The sequence below is a fragment of the Enterococcus florum genome (genome assembly GCF_004309355.1).
Classification (GTDB): Bacteria; Bacillota; Bacilli; order Lactobacillales; family Enterococcaceae; genus Enterococcus_A; species Enterococcus_A florum.
On sequence record NZ_BJCC01000013.1, the window covers coordinates 108735 to 126728 of the forward strand.

Below are 17994 nucleotides of genomic sequence, written 5' to 3' on the forward strand. Positions count from 1 at the left end.
TGCCTATTTCCTCTAGTGTGCTCTAAGTATTCGGAAGTGTGCTGTCTTTAAGCGATCATTTCTGAATTCACTTCGATCAGCTCCATTAAAAAGGTCACTTCGCTGTCTTCGATCGAGATGGCAAACCGATTTTCGATCGGCGTCAGCATTTCCCTCAAAAAGTCATACAACGAGGGATTCCGCTGAATGATCCCGGTGGTCTCTTCTCGTAAAAACTGTTCTTTGCGAATGGCTCGTTCGATCATGTTGCTGGTGTGGAATAAAAATTTGATCCAAAAATCCTCGTAGTGATCGATTTGGTAATGCTCACAGATTTTGTGTGCTTCGGTCTCCAAAAGATCATAAATCGTCGTGCCATCCAAGAAAATCAGGCTTTCTTCCAAAATACAAATGATCTTGCGGCGGCGATCGTCTTCAAAGATTCCACTGGTTTCTTCCAAGTTTTTTTCCTGAAACTCTTGGACACTGTTGCCGATGTAGCCGCTTTGCTCTACGATATCCTCCGCCAGCTGCTGCAGAGTCATCTTAGGCAGCAAGGCTTTTCGCGTAGCCTCGATCGCCATAGGTGTCGTGACCATTGTGATCGTTCCGGTCGGTATGCCGGTTTTCTTGGTGATGATATCACCAAACATATTTAAGGAGCCCATGTCACTTAGCAGGATCACACCTTTGCCTTGATCGATTTTCTGGACGATCGCAGTGGCCTTTTCCAAGGTTTCGCCTACCGATTGCGAAAGCGGCATGTTCAAGCCCACCGCATGTTCCACGTTCAGCAGCTGATTGGCGGTCGCAGCAAAATCCGTTGCAGCAGCATTCCCATGCGTCAGGATCAGTACACCGATCTTCTTCTCCGTGTACTTTTCGTTCATCGCTTTCAAATACAAGGAAATAAAATACTTCTCGCTCTCCGGCAGCTCGACTTCCAGTTGATCAGAGATCTCGCGGCAGATGTGCTCTGCCACCGCCAGCTCCTTCTCTAACTCGATGTCACTTTGCTGCTTATGTTCCAAAAAGGAATTATCGCGAAACGAATAACCTTCTGAAATTTTTTCGATCAACGTATCCAGATGCAAAGCTAAGCTCTTGATGTTGCTCTCATCCAAGTGGTAATGATTAACCTGAGAAATTTTCTTTAGAATATTCATTGTGACTTCGTAGTTTTTCCGCGAAACGATTTTAAAGATCGGCTGTTGGCGATTTTGCTGTTTTTCCGCCAGCTCGCGCGTCTTGCCATGGATGATTGATTTTACCTTTGCCTTCGAGGTAGCGCTGGTAAGTTGCCAAAACGTCGCGAGAAACACTTTCCTCCTCATCGACCAATAAAAAAGGATCCGCGTTTTTTTCTTCCTGCGGAGTAAACACAAACTCATCGATCTGGAGCAGCTTTAATTTTTCCCGCATTTGCTGATCGTCCCTCTCATTTGAATGAGCGTAGTAGAATTGGTCGATCAAATACGTCGATAAATGAGATAATTTCACTTGGACCGTGTCCTGCTGATTTGAGATGCTGTCAACCAACGCATTGGCACACAATAGCTGAACGTCATTTTTGATCTGTCCAATATTTCCTACGGGATCGTATTGCAAGAAGAATCGGATCACGTCTTCGTTGACCTGCAGCTTGCGGTTGATTTTCTTCGATTCCTGTTTGAAGCAAAAATAGATCAGTTTGATTTTTTCTGCCAGTCCGCGTTCTTTGACACTTGGCATCGTAATGGTCAAAGGAATGCGTCTCAAAAAAGTAGCTAGGATCGTGCCCTGAATCTCCTCTGTCGTGGCACCGATGATCAATACTTGAACCTTATGAGGAGCTCCAGTTTCCCCTAAACGATAATACTCGCCACGGTCCATGATCGAAAACAACATTTCCTGTCCCTCTGGCGGCAGACGATGGATCTCATCTAAGAATAAAATCCCCCGATTGGCTGACTCGATCAACCCGACCTTATCTGTTTCTGCACCAGTAAACGCATGCTTCACATGTCCGAAAAGGTGGTCCAGCAGTAAATGAGGGTTGTTGGAATAATCCGCACAGTTGAAAACGACATACGGAGCATCCTCTGCCAAGGTCCCTGCACGTTTGGCATATTGATACATAAAACGGGCGAATGTCGTTTTCCCAGAACCAGAAGGGCCTGTCAATAACGTATGCAGCCCGTTCGGCGGATACAATAAAGCGGCTTTGGCTTGTCGCACCGCATTTTCCAGCGAGCCGTCATAGCCGATCAATTCTGTAAAAGGATAGTCTTCAGGAAGCCCGCCACTGGCTTCAGCGGTACAGGCTTCTTGAATCTTTTCTAAGGTCACTTCGTCCTCATCAGAGATTTTTTTGCCTACCTTGGCCTCGATCAGCTCTCGAGTAAGAAAATAAACAGGCCTGCCCGAAAACTTTAGAACCCTTCCTTCTTCAGACAACCTGTTTAAGTCACGACTTACGTTGTAACGTGCAATATTCAGCTCTGCAGCGATCGCTGTCGACTCGATCTTTGCAAAAGTGTCCCCAGCGATAAACAGCTTGGTTTGATCTTGTAAAAATTCAAAAATCAGTTCCTTTCTCCCCATCAGGCAACCCTCCTTTTTGATACACATATTGTACACAGGAAATAAAAGGCTTTCAATAGTCTCCTTTTTCTTTAGAACTGAAAAGCTGCTCCGCCCTCAGTGAGCAACCATTTTGGTTTTACTATTCGATCGGCCCTTTTTTATAAAACCTTTTTTAGCAGCAAGGGACAGTCTCTTTCTCCGAGCGTTTCCAGCTTCAGCAGGTCCTGCATCTTTTTGCGGTAATCCATGGGTGAAAGCCGGTATTTCTCCTTGAATCGTTTGCTGAAATAGGCCGAATGATTGTAGCCGCATTGAAAAGCGATCGAAGTGATCGGCTGGCTTGTCTGATACAGCTTGATCGCCGCCGCAGTAATACGCAGGTCATTCAAATAATGGCTGAAGGACAGCTCCGCCTTTTGAAACACCTTTTGCAAGGTTCGAATAGACGTCTGGCAATAAGAAGCGGTCTGTTCGATCGAAAGCTCTGCATCCCAGAGATTGGCCCGCATGTAATCCGTCGCTGTTACCAGCAGCTCATTGTGAGTCTCACGTGTTAAAAAAGGCGCAGTTTGACTCGTCCACTCACAAAACAGCTGGATAAACCGCTGAAGCAGCAACCGATTTTCTGCTTCTGTACAATAAGGAAACTGCTCAGTAATCTGAAAAATCATTTCCAGCAGCATTCTGCCCATTCCTCTTTCCGCCTCTAGAATCTTGCTGGTCAGCGGAAGTGGCAGCAGCTCTTCTGTCTGTCCATTTCGTCGAATAAAGAGGTTGATCCCTTCTGTTCGTTCTTCCCTTTCGTAGCTGCTGGTCATTCGCAGGTCAAAAATCCCGATCGTATAGTCGGTCAACACACACCTCTCTTGTTGGTTCGCATGTGTTTCACGTCCGGTCTTGATAAAACGCAAACCTAGATAATTGGTGTGGTCTTGGGAGGAGCGGGTAAACATTCCTTGGGAGCGGTCGACGATACTGTGGGTCAACACCATTTGGTCCATCTGGTATATTCTAAAAACACATCCGGGTTCCTTTGAGCCGTTGATCGTATAGCGATAGTTCAACTGAGACAGACCTTCTGAATAATCCAGCGACTTTGAAAATTGTGTGCAGCGAATCCCTCTTTCAACCATCCAATTTCGCTCCCCTCGCGTAATAATTATACTTCCCAGGCGCCAAAATCATATCGTTTTCCAGCAGATACTCTATACTTAAATTATACTCTTTGATCGTTTTTTCACAAGTTTATTTAAAAGGAGGAATTGCGGTATGACATCACATTTTACTCATTTGTTCTCCCCTTTGCAGATTGGACCTGTTGAAATTCCCAACCGTATTGCTATGATGCCGATGGGGGTCTTCTCCCCACGCCTGCTAAGTCCAGAAACGGTCGCCTATACAAAAGAAGGTGCAGATTATTACATCGCCCGCGCAAAAGGCGGCACTGGATTGATCATCACCGGGTTGATGCCTGTCGTTGATAATATGGGCTTTTGTATTTTGAGCAATCCTGAAGGTTATGTGAAAGACATGAAATACCTGATGGATGGCGTCCACGAGACCGGCAGTAAAGTGTTTGTTCAATTGACCTCGCTAACCGGCCGTGCCAATCATGGCCTGACGGGCATTTGTCCTGCACCTGCCCCAATCCAAAATGTCTGGGACCCAACCAAGATCGACCGCGGCATGTCCAAAGAAGAGATCAAACAATATGTCGAGAATTTTGCAAAAGGCGCTAAGCTGGTCCAAGAGGCTGGCGGTGACGGTGTAGAGATCCATGCTGTCCATGAAGGGTATCTGCTGGATCAATTTGTGATCTCCTTTTTCAATCGCCGGACCGACGAATATGGTGGTTCCCTTGAAAATCGCTTGCGGATCATCAAAGAAATCGTAGAAGCGATCAAAGCCGCTTGTGGCCAAGACTTCCCTGTATCTATGCGTTACAGTGTGAAAAGTTATGTCAAAGATTTCAACCGCGGCGCGATTCCTGGCGAAGAATTTGAAGAAAAAGGCCGTGACTACGAGGAATCCTTGATCGTTGCCAAGAAGATGGAGGAATTCGGCTATGATATGCTGAATTGCGACAACGGCAGCTATGATTCCTGGTTTTGGGCGCATCCGCCGATGTATATGCCGAAAGCCTGCAATCTAGAGGACGTAATGAAAGTAAAAGAAGTCGTTTCGATCCCGGTGGCTTGTGCCGGACGATTTGATGAACCCGATCTGGCCGACCGTGTGATCGCCGAAGGAAAACTCGACATCATGGGAATGGGCCGTCCATTGTTAGCAGATCCAGAGGCTCCAAACAAATACGTAGAGGGACGATTGGCCGATGTTCGCCCTTGTATTTACTGCCACCAAGGCTGCTTAGGGCGAATCTTCCAAGGCAAAGACATTTCTTGTGCAGTCAATCCAGCCTGCGGTCGGGAGAAAAGTTATGCACTAACTCCAGCGGAAACTAAGAAAAGAATTTTGGTTATTGGCGGCGGGATCGGCGGAATGGAGGCTGCTCGTGTGGCTGCGATCCGCGGACATGAGGTGCATCTATTTGAAAAAACCGATCAGCTGGGCGGTGTGTTTGTTGCAGCAGCGACCCCTGATTTTAAAGAGGACGACCGCCAATTACTCGCTTGGTACAAAAAACAGATGGCCGATCTAAAAGTACATGTCCAGTTGAACACCGAAATAACAGAAGCACAAACAACAAATTACGATGAAATCTTCGTGGCCACTGGAGCAGTCGAACGCAGATTGAACACGCCAGGCTTCGACGGCGACCATGTGACCTATGCGATTGAAGCCCTGCGTGAAAAGGAAATCACGGGAACCCACGTTGTGATCGTCGGCGGTGGATTGACCGGCTGTGAGATTGCCTACGATTTGGCTAAAAAAGGCAAAAAAGTCACCATCATTGAAGCCAGCGAAACAATTCTAAATGCCTTTGGTTTGTCCGCCGCCAACTACAACATGATGATGGAGCTTTTAGATTATTACCAAGTCACTGTGATCAAAAATGCAGTGGTCGATAGATATGAAGCCGGAATCGCTTATGTAACTGAGACCGTGAAGAATTACCCGAATGTAGCCAATCGTGCACAGCACATGTTCGCCTTGGGTACACAAGGGCTTCCTAAACCCCACGAGATCCCTGCAGACGACATTGTGGTATCGATCGGGTACACGTCAGATGATGCCTTGTACAAAGCAATCGAAGCAGACCATGTACATTTGATTGGAGATGCCAAGAAACCGACAAATGTAATGGATGCCATTTGGGCTGCTTACGAAGAAGCAATGCATGCTTAACTAAAAAAACAGCAGAGTGCCGTGACATGGGCACTCTGCTATTTTAATCTTCTAAAGCCATTCTGACTGCACCTTCTGAATGAATCTCCGTTGTGTCAAACAGCGGCAGATCGGTATCAGCTTGCTGGATCAGCAAGCCAATCTCTGTACACCCTAGAATCACGCCCTGCGCTCCGTTTGACGCAAGCTGATCAACGACCTCTAAAAAGAAAGCCTTTGATTCTGCTTTTAACTCACCCAAACACAGCTCGTTAAAAATGATATCATTGATCCTTTCGATCGCGGCTTCATCAGGAATCAATACCTCGATGTCTTGCTCCACGATGCGCTGTTTGTAAAAATCCTGAGTCATCGTATATTGGGTTCCCAGAAGCCCGATCGTTTGGATGCCTTGCTGCTTAAGCACTTCGATCGTTGCATCTGCGATATGCAAAATCGGAATCGTCAGCTGCTCCTGGATTTGCGGAGCAACCTTGTGCATGGTGTTGGTACAAATCAATAGAAAATCAGCACCACCATTTTCTAGCGCCTTGGCATACCCAGCTAGGACCTCTCCACTTTTCTCCCATTGGTTGGTTTGCTGGTAGGCTTCGATTTCCTGGAATTCGACGCTAGCCAGTAAAATCTTTGCTGAATGAAGTCCACCCAAGGCTTGATTGATTCCCTGGTTGATCCTTGTATAATAGCTGACAGTACTCTCCCAACTCATCCCGCCTAATAAACCGATCGTTTTCATTTGCTGTTCCTAGCCTTTCTTCTTGAATAATCGTTGCATAAATGATTGCTTTTTCCCTACCCGAATATTGCTGGTCAAGGAGATACTTTCGATCATCGCTTGGAAAGATAAGTTGTCCTGCAGCAAAAACTGATTCAAAACATGCAAGGCATCCAGCTGCTTCGTCAGCTCTTCGATTTGTTTCTCTCCTAGCCCAAAAATCTTTTCATCCGTCTTCTTCCCGGCGTTTACCCGGAGAAAATCACGGCGGATCACCTTCATCAGTTCGTTTTGTTTCGTCAGCAAATGATTGATCTCTCTAGGCTCGTGCTGTTCAATCGTGGGACTAGAAACGATTTCTGAGATACGCCCCACTTCAGCAACATAATCACGAAGATCCAAAATAAAAATCTGAAGGGCTTTTTTATTCATTAAAGCTGGCTTTTCGGTCAAAAATGTTGCCAAAGAATCCAGCTCGGCATTCAAAATGCTTAATTCGTTTAGTTCCCGTGTCAGCTTCTCCACATGCGTCTTCCCTCTCTTTTCCTTTTAATCCTAGTCTAACTTTTTTTTCTTGAAGGAACAATCAAAGTTGATTAATTTGAGGAAAAAATAAAAGAAAAAAATCCCGACAGCGATTATTCTGTCGGGATTTTAGTTCGTTCAGCTTATTGTTTGTAATCGTAAGCAGTCACGATGATTTGTTTCAGCTCGCTGATCAATGGTTCTTTCGGGTTCGCCGTTGTACATTGATCTTCGTAAGCCAATTCAGCCATACGATCAACTGTTGAATCCAAAGTTTCTTGCGTCACACCTTGTGCTTTCAGGTTCATGTCGATGCCACATTTCACACCAAGGTCATACACTGCTGAAATCAATGCTTCCACTAATTCTGCCGTTGTGTTGCCTTTTAGACCTAAGAATTTCGCAATATCTGCGTAGTCTGTGTCTGCACGGAAGTAATCATATTTAGGGAACATCGCATGTTTCTGTGGATCTTTGGCATTGTAACGGATGATATGAGGCAATAGAATTGCGTTCGTACGTCCGTGAGGAATCCCATATTCTCCACCGATCTTATGCGCAACAGAGTGACAAATTCCTAAGAAGGCGTTCGCAAATGCCATACCAGCCATTGCTGAAGCATTATGCATTTTTTCTCTTGCCACTTCGTCTGCTGTCTTCACAGAGTTTTCCAAGTTTTCAAATACAAGTTTGATTGCTTGCAAGCTCAATCCGCGCGTATAGTCAGAGGCCATAACAGATACATAAGACTCGATCGCGTGAGTCAATACGTCCATACCAGTGTCTGCTGTGATTGAAGCAGGTACAGTCATAACGAATTGAGGGTCAACGATCGCTACATCTGGTGTCAACGCGTAGTCAGCCAACGGATACTTCACGTGTGTTTCGCTGTCGGTAATAACCGCAAATGGTGTTACTTCGGCACCTGTACCAGAAGTTGTTGGGATACATACCAATTTCGCTTTTTCAGGCTTAGCGATTCCGTAGGTCCGTTTACGGATATCCAAGAATTTTTGTTTCGCGCCGAAGAATGAAGTGTCTGGGTGTTCAAAGAACATCCACATACCTTTCGCCGCGTCCATCGCAGAACCACCACCTAAAGCAATCACTGTATCAGGCTGGAACTCGTTGAACATTTCTAGACCTTTGTAAACAGTGTTTGTTGAAGGGTTCGGCTCAACGTCTGAGAAGACTTCAACCTTCACGTCATTTTTGCGACGACCTAATACTTCGCGTACTACGTCTGCATAGCCAAATTGAACCATTCCTGGGTCACAAACGAGCATGACACGTTCCACGTTCTCCATTTTTGTCAAATACAATAGAGAATTCTTTTCGAAAAAGATTTTTGGCGGTAATTTAAACCATTGCATATTATTTCTCCGTTTCGCGATAGTTTTAACGTTGATCAGGTTAACAGCAGATACGTTCTTAGATACAGAGTTCTTACCGTATGAACCACAACCAAGAGTCAATGATGGAATCATTTCGTTGTAGATATCACCGATACCACCTTCTGCAGATGGTGTATTAACTAAGACACGGCAAGCTTTCATTTTCAAGCCAAATTTCACTTGCAGATCTTCGTCTTCTGTATGGATTACTGCTGTATGCCCCAAACCACCTAATTCCAACATGCCTTGGCTAAGTTCGAAGCCATGTACATGGTCGTTTGATTTGATCATTGCTAAAACAGGAGAAAGTTTCTCGCGAGACAATGGATAATCTGCTCCAACGCCATCTAATTCTGCAATCAGCATTTTTGTGCCTGCAGGAACTTTGATGCCAGCGCGTTGTGCAATGTCTTCTGCTGAATGGCCAACAATAGCTGCATTTACCGCATATTTGCCTTCATTCATAACAGCGTCTTCTAATTTTTTCAATTCATTTTTCTTCACTACGTAGACTTGGTGTGCTTCGAATTCTCTCTTCACTTCATCGTAGATTTCTTTGTCGACGATGACTGCTTGCTCAGAAGCACAGATCATGCCGTTATCAAACGTTTTAGAAACGATCAGGTCGTTGACCGCACGTTTGATTTTTGCAGTTTTTTCGATATAGGCAGGTACATTACCAGCACCTACCCCTAAAGCTGGTTTCCCAGTTGAGTATGCTGATTTAACCATGCCAGGTCCGCCAGTAGCCAATACGATTGCTACACCCGGATGATTCATTAATTTTTGTGTTGCTTCAATTGAAGATTCTTCCTTTTCAATCCATTGGATACAGTTTTCAGGAGCTCCGGCAGCGATCGCAGCGTCACGAACGATGCGTGCAGCTTCTTTTGAACACTCTTGTGCGGATGGGTGGAAAGAGAAGATTACAGCATTTGCTGTCTTCAAGGAAATCATTGCTTTAAAGATCGTTGTTGACGTTGGGTTCGTTGTAGGAACGACTGCTGCAACGACGCCGACAGGACCAGCAACTTCGATCAAGCCTCTTTGCTTGTCTTCGCCAATAATACCGATCGTTTTGTCATGCTTCACATTGTTCCAGATATACTCTGAAGCGTACATGTTTTTGATCGCTTTGTCTTCGACGATCCCGCGGCCAGTTTCTTCAACAGCCATTTTTGCTAACATCATGTGTTTGTCTAGTGCAGCCATTGCCATTTCATGAACGATATGATCAACTTTCTCTTGATCAAAATCTTCCATTTCTTTTGCGGCAACATTCGCCTTTGCTGCTAATTCGTCGATGACTTGGTCAACATTGATTGTTTCTTTTTCTTTCTCAACTGCTTTAGCCATGTGAGTCCTCCTAAAAAACTTAAAATTATTTGTTAACTTTTTCACATTGCTATCATACAATACAGTTTTTGATTTGTAAATAGATTTCTGTGATTTTTTTCACACTTTTTTATTCTTTAACAAATGTGCCAATTGTTACGCGCTTAGTGGTATTTTCTAAAGATCAAAAAGTATTGCCATCTGCTTAATTCACTTATTCACAGATATCAATAAAATCATTCTTATTCGTGAGAAGATCCTCAACCAGAATTATTTATCCTCAATTCCAATAGTTGTTCAATGATCCGAATACACAAATAAATGAGACAATTCAATATAGCGTTTGTCTCATCTATTCGTTGCTTCCTATAAAATTGTATCTTCTGTTAGCTCCACACCAATTACTTGTTTATCTAAAGTCAAAGCTGTCCATGCTTTATTCGTGGAACCTAAAACATCAAAGAAATGTGCTAACCGTTTTCCATACCCTTCACTAATTAGGTTCGTTAGTGCATAAGCACCATTTCCTCCTGTATCTGCATCCTTTATAGTCTGAATTGCAGCTGTAAATAATTCACATCCAATGTTTACTTTATTGATTCCAAGTTGGGCTACTTGGCTCAAAGACTCATCCCCAGTACCTGATCCTCCATGGAGAACTAATGGGAAATTATTCGTTACTTCTTTAATTTTCTTCAACCGATCAAAATCAATTGTTGGCTGTTGTCCATGATTGTAAGCACCATGAGCAGTACCGATCGCTACAGCTAGGCAATCGATTCCGGTTTCTTCAATAAAGCGTTTAGCCAAATCCGGTTCAGTTAAATTCTTTTCACAGTCTTCTTCATAATTGGTAGCCATTCCAACATGTCCCAATTCCGCCTCTACGCTGACTCCCGCAGCATGAGCAACCTTTACCAGCTCTTTTACCTGAAGAATATTCTCTTCATAAGGAAGCTGTGATCGATCTACCATAATGCTGGACAGCCCTGCCTTAATACAAGCAATGGCTGTTTCAAAATCAGAGCCATGGTCGTGCATAATAGCTACTGGAATCGACACTTGATCAGCTAATTGTTTTAAATATCTACCAAATAAATCTACATCGTAATCAAAAATCAGTGGAACTAGTAAAATCACTGGAGAATTTTTCTTTACAGCCTCTTGAATCGCCACCCTCGCATTCAATTCAGTTTGAACAACCGGAGCTGGAACAGCGTAATTTTCTTTGTTTGCTCGATCTAGTATTTCTTTTGCTGAAACTAACATACTTTTCCTCCTTAAATAGTTACTTGAAATTCATGTTCTTCATTTTTTAGATAATGCTCAATTTCTTTCAACGGACTTTCAATTGATCGGAGAATAAAATCTCCTCCATTCCCAGCTACATGAGGTGTGACAATGACATTGTCTAAGCTCAAGAAGGGATGATTTTCTGGGAGAGGCTCTTGATTAAATACGTCTAATCCAGCACCTGCAATCCCTTTTTGTTTCAGACACTCGATTAAATCTTCTTCATTAATTAGACCCGCTCTTGCTGTATTTATTAAATAAGAAGTAGGCTTCATTCGTCCCAGCAGTTCGCTATTCACAATTCCGTAGTTTTCTTTAGTGAGTCGGGCATGTACGGAGACATAATCGGAGACTTCAAATAGTTCTCCCAAAGAGTCTACTTTGGTAACCGTATGTTCAAGCATAGACTCTGTAGATACCCAAGGATCATAAGCGAGTAAGTTGCAGCCAAAGCCCTTCAATCGTAAAACTACTTTTTGGGCGATCATTCCAAAACCGAATAGGCCTACTGTTGCATTCTGCAGCATCCCTTCTTCACCCATCGGAACGCCTTTTTTCCATTTTTTTAAGCCAGCCATGTTGTTCTGCGGCAATTTCCTCATCAATGACAGCAACAACGTTAATGTAAAATCTGCAACTGGCTCCGAGGCACGACCTGGTGAAAAACAGACAGTTACACCATGTTCCTTAGCTGCATCCATATCAACATTCTCAACACCGCTGCGCATTACACACAACAGCTTTAATTTTTTTGCTGCATCGAAAAATAATTTTCCTGCCGCTGAATAGTGTAAAATAATGATTTCTGCCTCTTGAATTCCTTCAAAAAAATCCGGAGATTGTCTTACCCAATTAGGACCTTCCTTTTCCAAACGTAAATTTGCTTTACGTAAATCTTTCTCCTGTTCAAAGGCAGCTCGATCCTCAATAAATTCGAAGCTGTCAATCCCTAAAGCCTCGAATTTTTTTATTCTTTCTGGAATGCCTCGCTCCTCAAGATCCTGCCATGTGATTAATCCTTCAGATACATATACAATCTTTGTCATGTTTTACCCCCTGATCACTTACCCTAAAGTCTCCATAATAGCTTTATCCAATTTCTTCATTTCCTCTTCTGTTAACAGCCACTCGGTTGTTTGACAATTTTCTAAAGCTTCTTTTACAGTTCGAACACCACATAACGAAGTAGTTACGAACTCCTTTTGCAAGTTCCAGTTTAAAGCAACTTGTGCCACTGGAACATTCCGTTCTTCTGAGATTTGATCGAGTGTTTTCAGAAGCTCCATAATTTGAGAAAACATAGGCTCTTTAAACTGTGGATAATCATACAATACTCGAATATCATCTGGAGGCAATTGAGGCATTTGACGAATTGCCCCTGTTAACAGCCCACTAGCCAAAGAACTGTGAGTCATGACGCCGCAATTACTTTCAAAAGCCCACTTTAAGGCAGATTCCTCTTGACGCGCCACCATGGAATATTGTGATTGAAGCGCTGTAATAGAAAGATATTGAGCCATTTGATCCATTGCCGCTGGATCAAAGTTAGATACCCCCACGTGACGAACCTTTCCATCTTTGACCCATTGATTAACACATTCCGCAGTTTCCTGAAAAGGAGTGTTTTCATCTGGAACATGGACAAGAAATATATCTACATAATCTGTGCCAAGATAATTCAATGATTCTTCAAGACACTTTGTCATCCATGCTGGGGAACAATCCGGATAATTTGGTCCCGTCCCATTCACAGGAGGATGAAAACCAGCTTTGGAGGTTATCAACACTCGGTCACGTTTTCCTTTGAGCGCTTCACCGACTACTTTATCTGCCTCGCCTAGTCCATAGATCCAAGCTGTATCAATATGATTGACACCGGCATCAATCATTGCATGTATCGCATCAATACATTGTTTTTTATCAACGGAACCATACCCTAATCCTCCCATTGCCCATGTGCCAATAGTGAGTTCCGAAACCTCTAATCCACTTTTTCCTAACGTTTTAAACCGCATGATAGTCTCCCTTCATCCAATTATTCTGCAACTAATTCTGACACTTCCTCATTTTCCTCAGAAAGGTTCTTTTTAAATATGCCAATAAACAAGCAAGTAAATGAAGCCTGAACCAATATACATAAGAGGTGTAGTGGTACACTCGACGCTAAGAAAGCCGTAAAGATACCTCCATGGAATGTTGGAGTAGTTACTCCGGTCAATGCCACCATGATCCCGCCTAATGCCCCAGAAAGAATGTAACAAGGAGTCATAACTTTAATGTCATCCATTAAAAACGGAATTTGAAACTCTGTAATTTGGCAAATCCCCCCTGTCAACAAACCAGGTAAATTAGCACGCTGGTCTGGGCGATATTTTTTCTTAAAAAGGACGGTAGCTAAGGCTGTCCCATAACAGCTGGCACAGGCTGTACAATTCATAACTGCTGCTACTTCTACATTTCCATCTGCAATCAGCGCCAACATAAGAGGGACAGTTCCAGCGATAATTGGTCCTCCCATTCCAAAACAAACACATATTCCAAAGAAGGCATACAACAGCCAGTTATAGCCTATCGATTCTACAAATCTGCCTGCATCATAGATCAAGTTCATTAACCAGCCACAAACCGGTTCAATCATGAAAACCATCAGAAACATCATTATAGCTGCTGATAATAATGGAATAATCAATACCGGTTTCGCTGATTGCAAGACCGATGGCAGCTTCAATTTCATCAAAACGGACTTAACTAAATACCCTGCAATAATTCCTCCAACTAAAGCTCCCAAAAAACCAGAAGAGCCGTTTACTGCAATTAGACCTACCATCAATCCTGGAACAAATGCTCCTCTTCCAGCAATAGCAAAAGCAACAAACATTCCCAGTACGTAGTACATCATGCCAAACAATGAGCTTCCCCAAGAATACATTGTAAAAGCAATTGTTCCCTCAACTGCTTCAGCTGCAGCTCCGTTTGTCCAAAGATTAGGAATAGCCTGCAAAATTCCTCCTGCCACAATCACCGGAACCATATAAGAAATTCCAGCCATCATAGCAGCATAACAGTCCTTCAAAAACTTCTTCACGTCCATTGTTTCCCCTCCCCAGAGTAAAACTTACTTTCCGACATCTTATGAATCGGGTATATTCAAAATCGTGCACGATTTTTTAACAAATATCTGTTAATCGATTAGAACTCCTTTTTCCTTTAACTTCTCTTCCATCATTTGAGGTTTTTTCAACATCCCATCAAACTCAACCTCTACAATTTTATCTGGATAACATTCGAATCGTTCTGGTTCTAATGGTGCAACACCGCAACACAAAATAATCACGTCTGCCTCAGCAAATTCCTGCGAAGAAATAGCATCTTCCGGACCAAGTTGGCCCTGTTTTTCAACATGAATAGAAAAATCGTACTTTTTAGCGATATTTTCCATAGCCGTTGCATTCATATAAGTATGAGCGATTCCTACAGAACAAGAAGTGATCGCAACAACCTTCAAATCATTTTTAGCTTTTTTCATTTTGTTTTCTTCCCTTCTATTTACCTACTGTTTCACAGTTGCAATTACTTCAGACAAGGATTGCCAAATTCGAGATGCATCCTTTTCTTTTGTCACTAGTTCAACAATCTCCTGCTGCAGTAAAGAACATGCAATGCTGGATAAAAGCTTAATATATTGATTGGGATCAGTTTTTTCAGGTACCGCCAGAACTACCGCATAATGAGCCAATTCCTCCTCTTCCCCCTCGTATTTCATTGGATGAAAGCGGCAGATACAGACACCTGCCTTGGAAACACTGACAGACTTTCCATGAGGAATTACCAGCCCATTTCCCATATAAGTTGTCCCTTCTGCCTCTCTTTCGTATAATGATTCGATAAATCCATTCGAATCACTAATAAAACCAGCCTGCTTGAACAATGAAGCTGCGTGTTCAAATAGCTCTTGCTTTGTTTTAAAATGATGCGTGGCAGTATCAATCAATTCAACATTTAGTACCTCAGACAAATTAATCTCTTTCATACCTACTAGCCCTCTCGACTCTCTATATTTTTCTCGAACTCCTTTAATAACAATATAAATTGTGTCTTATCGCGCACTTGTTTTATCTTCTCCATCATTTCTTCATCCATCAAAAGATTGACCAATTCACCTACAGCACCAATATGCTGATTGTCACCATTAGAAGCCAGGGAAATGATAAACCATACCGGTTCCTCATCGGAAAAAAATACGATCGGTTTCTGCAGCAGGACAAAAGAAATTGAAGTGTGGTACACATCCTCACCGACACATGTATGAGGCATAGCTACACCACTGGATACAATCATGTTTCTTCCTAATTCCTCATATGACTCCAGCAATCGATCAACGTAACCCTTGTCTACCTGATTCCCAGCTACTAATAACTCTCCTGATAGTTGAATGGCTTCTTCCCAAGATTCAACTTCATCAACGAGTGTGACCATGCCATCTAATGCGTAATCACTTAACTTTTTCACCTCATATATCTTTTCATCCGCTCTTGTTTCAAATAACTTGCCCAGGCGGTCTTTTAAGCGGGAATAATCGGCAACCTCACATTCTTGAACAATAATCGACATGAGTTGATTCAATAGATTAGCAACATCAAATGCTGGTTTAGTACCATAACGATTTAAGGAATGATAAACTTTTTTCTTATCTCTCTCGTTTAATAGAGGGTTAACATAAATAACGGGGATATCAACATGCGTAAATAAAGGTACGGTAGAAATAATAAAATCGATGTCTTTTTTATTCCACGATTTAAAATCCTTAATTGAGCAAACCGCTTGCACCTGAATACTTGGGAACTCTGTCATAAGACGGGTGACCAGCATATTGCTGGTTCCAATGCCACTTGAGCAAACCACAATAACTTTATGATAAAAATTCATTATATTGCGCCTCTTCTCAATTGCTGTAGCAATATGGATTGTGATATAAGCAACTTCATCTTCTGTAAAAGAAATTTTATACTGCTCTTCAACACACTTAAGTTCTCTCCGACAAGCAGTAAATATAGATGGATACATCGTTTTAATGTCATCCTTTAAAGGATTCTTATTGTGGATATGAAGTAGCATTCGGTTGATAGCCGGACGCATATGAAGCAAAAGATTTTTCAGCAGCTGCTTGTCATTAGCCAATTCAATACAAAGAGTTGCTTCCATATTCAAAATAAATTTTTTTATTCTCGCCTCCTCTTCTTCCCTATCATCATAAGTATTCGGTTGAATTAAATAAGCATTTTTAGTCATTAGATTAGATACAATTGCCTGTTCCTCGTATGAATTAAATTCTATCGCTAAGGCACCTTCGATAATTTCTTTATTCTGGTGGAACCACTTACCTATTTTTTTGTCCTGCAGCTGGCTTTGCTGATTTGAAAAACTTGTTTGGATGCTTTCATTCTTTTGAATACGAACAACGCTGATACACAGATAAAAGAATAGATAAGAGAAGGACTCATCCGTAAATTTCAATAAATGGTCTTCTTCGTACTTGCGTAAAAAATTTTTGATTAAGCGCGTATGAGCAGCAGTTGTAAAATGACGAATAAAGTCGTTCACATAAAAATTTATCGTGATGGCAGTATCGTCCATTAAACCTTGATACAATTTTTGGTAGTCAATGTCACTTATATCACGATGAATAAAATCTAAAACAGCAATACGCCATTGATACTCTTCAGCATTTAGTTTTATTCCTACCCTTGTTTTGCGATGAAGGGTTACTCCTCTTTCATTTAGCCAGCGTTCACATGTATTTAAATCACGAATAACTGTATTTCTTCCCACGTTAACCTGTTCCGATAAATCATTAATCGTAAACCGTTCATTTTCTAATAACATAAAATGCAAGATTTTATTGATTCGTTCATTTTCAGAATAAAAATGTTTGTTTGACAAGGTTATCTGTGCTTTTCTTATCTGCTCTTCTTCAACCCCGGTAAAATCGATGCATATTCCTAAATTTCTATTTTTAATCATTCGAATGTCCAATGAGTTTAAAGTATCTTCAATCGCATTCAGGTCATTTCTAATTGTTCTACTTGATACATTATATTTATCTGCTAATTCTGAAATGGCTGTCCATTGGCGGGTCTGCAAAAGTTGCTTAGCTATTTTTACTTGACGATTAATAAGCCATCCCCTCTTTCTATTGGTCATCCTGCCCTTCTCTTATAATTATTATGTCTGATAACATCAACTTAGTAAACGCTTTCATTAGACCGGTTATTTTCCTAAAAAAAAGAAAAAAAGAAATCAATCTGTTTCACCTTTTTTCCTCAATTAGGCTTGTAGTAAAACTCATTCAGTTATTTTTTTCACCAATCAAAAGAAGCAAAAGGAACTAAAGCAGCCATCTTAAAATTTCTTCGAGTATTTTTTTCCTCTAAAAAAAAACTGTATCTTCACCGATTTTTTACAGTGAAAATACAGTTCCTGGTTCCTTATTGCAAACCTTTTATTCTTCTTTATCTGTTGGTTCTGGTTCCACTTCAGGTTCAACCGGTGCTGCTTCATCAGCAGCTGGCTCAACTGTCGCAGGACCGATCGGTGCAGCTGGTTTTACTGTCCGGATCGATGCACGATCGAAAATCAAGAAAATGCCTTCACAGTCTAACGTAACTGTTTTGTCTGCTTCATTGATTTCAGATATGATGCCGTGCAGTCCGCCGATCGTTACAACGCCATCCCCAGTCTTCATCGAACTTAACAAGTTTTGACGCTCTTGCTGTTGTTTCTTTTGCGAACGGTTCATCATAAAGAACATACCGCCCATTAACACCAACAAGATAACCATTGAAAAGTTTCCGCCCATTTTTTTCGCCTCACATTCTAATAAGT

General features: G+C 42.1%; 15 protein-coding genes. 1 reads left to right on the forward strand and 14 read right to left on the reverse strand.

What is annotated here, in order from left to right; translation table 11 throughout:
• Positions 1-47: 47 nt before the first annotated feature.
• From NRIC_RS19535 to NRIC_RS08535, 3 genes are all read right to left on the reverse strand, one after another.
• Positions 48-1145, reverse strand: coding sequence for a PRD domain-containing protein (locus tag NRIC_RS19535; RefSeq protein WP_227873770.1), 1098 nt, complete (start codon positions 1143-1145; stop codon positions 48-50).
• A gap of 31 nt (positions 1146-1176) precedes the next feature.
• Entirely contained in the window at positions 1177-2562 is a 1386-nt protein-coding gene (locus NRIC_RS19540) for a sigma 54-interacting transcriptional regulator (RefSeq protein ID WP_227873771.1), read from the reverse strand.
• Between the two features lie 140 nt (positions 2563-2702).
• Positions 2703-3677 carry an AraC family transcriptional regulator gene (locus NRIC_RS08535; RefSeq protein WP_175580034.1) on the reverse strand — a complete coding sequence of 325 codons (975 nt, stop codon included), beginning with the start codon at positions 3675-3677 and terminating at the stop codon, positions 2703-2705.
• Positions 3678-3813: 136 nt separating this feature from the next.
• Between NRIC_RS08535 and NRIC_RS08540 the strand changes: the two genes are divergently transcribed.
• Positions 3814-5850 carry an FAD-dependent oxidoreductase gene (locus NRIC_RS08540; protein ID WP_146622274.1) on the forward strand — a complete coding sequence of 679 codons (2037 nt, stop codon included), beginning with the start codon at positions 3814-3816 and terminating at the stop codon, positions 5848-5850.
• A gap of 43 nt (positions 5851-5893) precedes the next feature.
• On the opposite strand, the gene NRIC_RS08545 is transcribed toward NRIC_RS08540, so the two are convergent.
• The 11 genes from NRIC_RS08545 to yajC form a co-directional block, all read right to left on the reverse strand.
• Positions 5894-6586 carry an aspartate/glutamate racemase family protein gene (locus NRIC_RS08545; protein WP_146622275.1) on the reverse strand — a complete coding sequence of 231 codons (693 nt, stop codon included), beginning with the start codon at positions 6584-6586 and terminating at the stop codon, positions 5894-5896.
• Between the two features lie 9 nt (positions 6587-6595).
• A complete protein-coding gene (locus tag NRIC_RS08550) occupies positions 6596-7090 on the reverse strand; it encodes a hypothetical protein (protein ID WP_146622276.1) in 495 nt (164 codons plus the stop codon).
• Between the two features lie 143 nt (positions 7091-7233).
• Complete coding sequence (gene adhE, locus NRIC_RS08555; RefSeq protein ID WP_146622277.1) at positions 7234-9840, reverse strand: bifunctional acetaldehyde-CoA/alcohol dehydrogenase; 2607 nt, start codon at positions 9838-9840, stop codon at positions 7234-7236.
• Between the two features lie 345 nt (positions 9841-10185).
• Positions 10186-11088 (reverse strand): class II fructose-bisphosphate aldolase, encoded by a 903-nt coding sequence (locus NRIC_RS08560; RefSeq protein WP_146622278.1) that lies wholly within the window; start codon positions 11086-11088, stop codon positions 10186-10188.
• Positions 11089-11099: 11 nt separating this feature from the next.
• Positions 11100-12158, reverse strand: coding sequence for a 2-hydroxyacid dehydrogenase (locus NRIC_RS08565; protein ID WP_146622279.1), 1059 nt, complete (start codon positions 12156-12158; stop codon positions 11100-11102).
• Between the two features lie 18 nt (positions 12159-12176).
• A complete protein-coding gene (locus NRIC_RS08570; protein ID WP_146622280.1) occupies positions 12177-13127 on the reverse strand; it encodes an aldo/keto reductase in 951 nt (316 codons plus the stop codon).
• A gap of 20 nt (positions 13128-13147) precedes the next feature.
• The gene (locus tag NRIC_RS08575) at positions 13148-14203 is read right to left on the reverse strand and encodes a PTS fructose transporter subunit IIC (protein ID WP_146622281.1); all 1056 of its coding nucleotides are present in this window, start codon (positions 14201-14203) and stop codon (positions 13148-13150) included.
• Positions 14204-14293: 90 nt separating this feature from the next.
• On the reverse strand, positions 14294-14638 hold the full coding sequence (locus NRIC_RS08580) for a PTS fructose transporter subunit IIB (RefSeq protein ID WP_146622282.1): 345 nt from the start codon (positions 14636-14638) through the stop codon (positions 14294-14296).
• 24 nt (positions 14639-14662) lie between these two features.
• Positions 14663-15142, reverse strand: a complete 480-nt coding sequence (locus NRIC_RS08585) for a PTS sugar transporter subunit IIA (protein ID WP_146622283.1) — start codon at positions 15140-15142, stop codon at positions 14663-14665.
• A 5-nt stretch (positions 15143-15147) separates the two neighbouring features.
• Positions 15148-17313 carry a BglG family transcription antiterminator gene (locus NRIC_RS08590; protein ID WP_146622284.1) on the reverse strand — a complete coding sequence of 722 codons (2166 nt, stop codon included), beginning with the start codon at positions 17311-17313 and terminating at the stop codon, positions 15148-15150.
• 298 nt (positions 17314-17611) lie between these two features.
• Positions 17612-17968: a preprotein translocase subunit YajC gene (yajC, locus tag NRIC_RS08595; RefSeq protein WP_175580035.1), complete on the reverse strand. Its 357-nt coding sequence runs from the start codon at positions 17966-17968 to the stop codon at positions 17612-17614.
• Positions 17969-17994 lie beyond the last annotated feature (26 nt).

What these genes read in the sequence shown, in the direction of transcription:
- NRIC_RS19535 (WP_227873770.1), bottom strand. Translation starts at nt 1,145, where the DNA reads ATGAATATTCTAAAGAAAATTTCTCAGGTTAATCATTACCACTTGGAT.
- NRIC_RS19540 (WP_227873771.1), bottom strand. Translation starts at nt 2,562, where the DNA reads ATGGGGAGAAAGGAACTGATTTTTGAATTTTTACAAGATCAAACCAAG.
- NRIC_RS08535 (WP_175580034.1), bottom strand. Translation starts at nt 3,677, where the DNA reads ATGGTTGAAAGAGGGATTCGCTGCACACAATTTTCAAAGTCGCTGGAT.
- NRIC_RS08540 (WP_146622274.1), top strand. Translation starts at nt 3,814, where the DNA reads ATGACATCACATTTTACTCATTTGTTCTCCCCTTTGCAGATTGGACCT.
- NRIC_RS08545 (WP_146622275.1), bottom strand. Translation starts at nt 6,586, where the DNA reads ATGAAAACGATCGGTTTATTAGGCGGGATGAGTTGGGAGAGTACTGTC.
- adhE (WP_146622277.1), bottom strand. Translation starts at nt 9,840, where the DNA reads ATGGCTAAAGCAGTTGAGAAAGAAAAAGAAACAATCAATGTTGACCAA.
- NRIC_RS08560 (WP_146622278.1), bottom strand. Translation starts at nt 11,088, where the DNA reads ATGTTAGTTTCAGCAAAAGAAATACTAGATCGAGCAAACAAAGAAAAT.
- NRIC_RS08565 (WP_146622279.1), bottom strand. Translation starts at nt 12,158, where the DNA reads ATGACAAAGATTGTATATGTATCTGAAGGATTAATCACATGGCAGGAT.
- NRIC_RS08570 (WP_146622280.1), bottom strand. Translation starts at nt 13,127, where the DNA reads ATGCGGTTTAAAACGTTAGGAAAAAGTGGATTAGAGGTTTCGGAACTC.
- NRIC_RS08575 (WP_146622281.1), bottom strand. Translation starts at nt 14,203, where the DNA reads ATGGACGTGAAGAAGTTTTTGAAGGACTGTTATGCTGCTATGATGGCT.
- NRIC_RS08580 (WP_146622282.1), bottom strand. Translation starts at nt 14,638, where the DNA reads ATGAAAAAAGCTAAAAATGATTTGAAGGTTGTTGCGATCACTTCTTGT.
- NRIC_RS08585 (WP_146622283.1), bottom strand. Translation starts at nt 15,142, where the DNA reads ATGAAAGAGATTAATTTGTCTGAGGTACTAAATGTTGAATTGATTGAT.
- NRIC_RS08590 (WP_146622284.1), bottom strand. Translation starts at nt 17,313, where the DNA reads ATGACCAATAGAAAGAGGGGATGGCTTATTAATCGTCAAGTAAAAATA.
- yajC (WP_175580035.1), bottom strand. Translation starts at nt 17,968, where the DNA reads ATGGGCGGAAACTTTTCAATGGTTATCTTGTTGGTGTTAATGGGCGGT.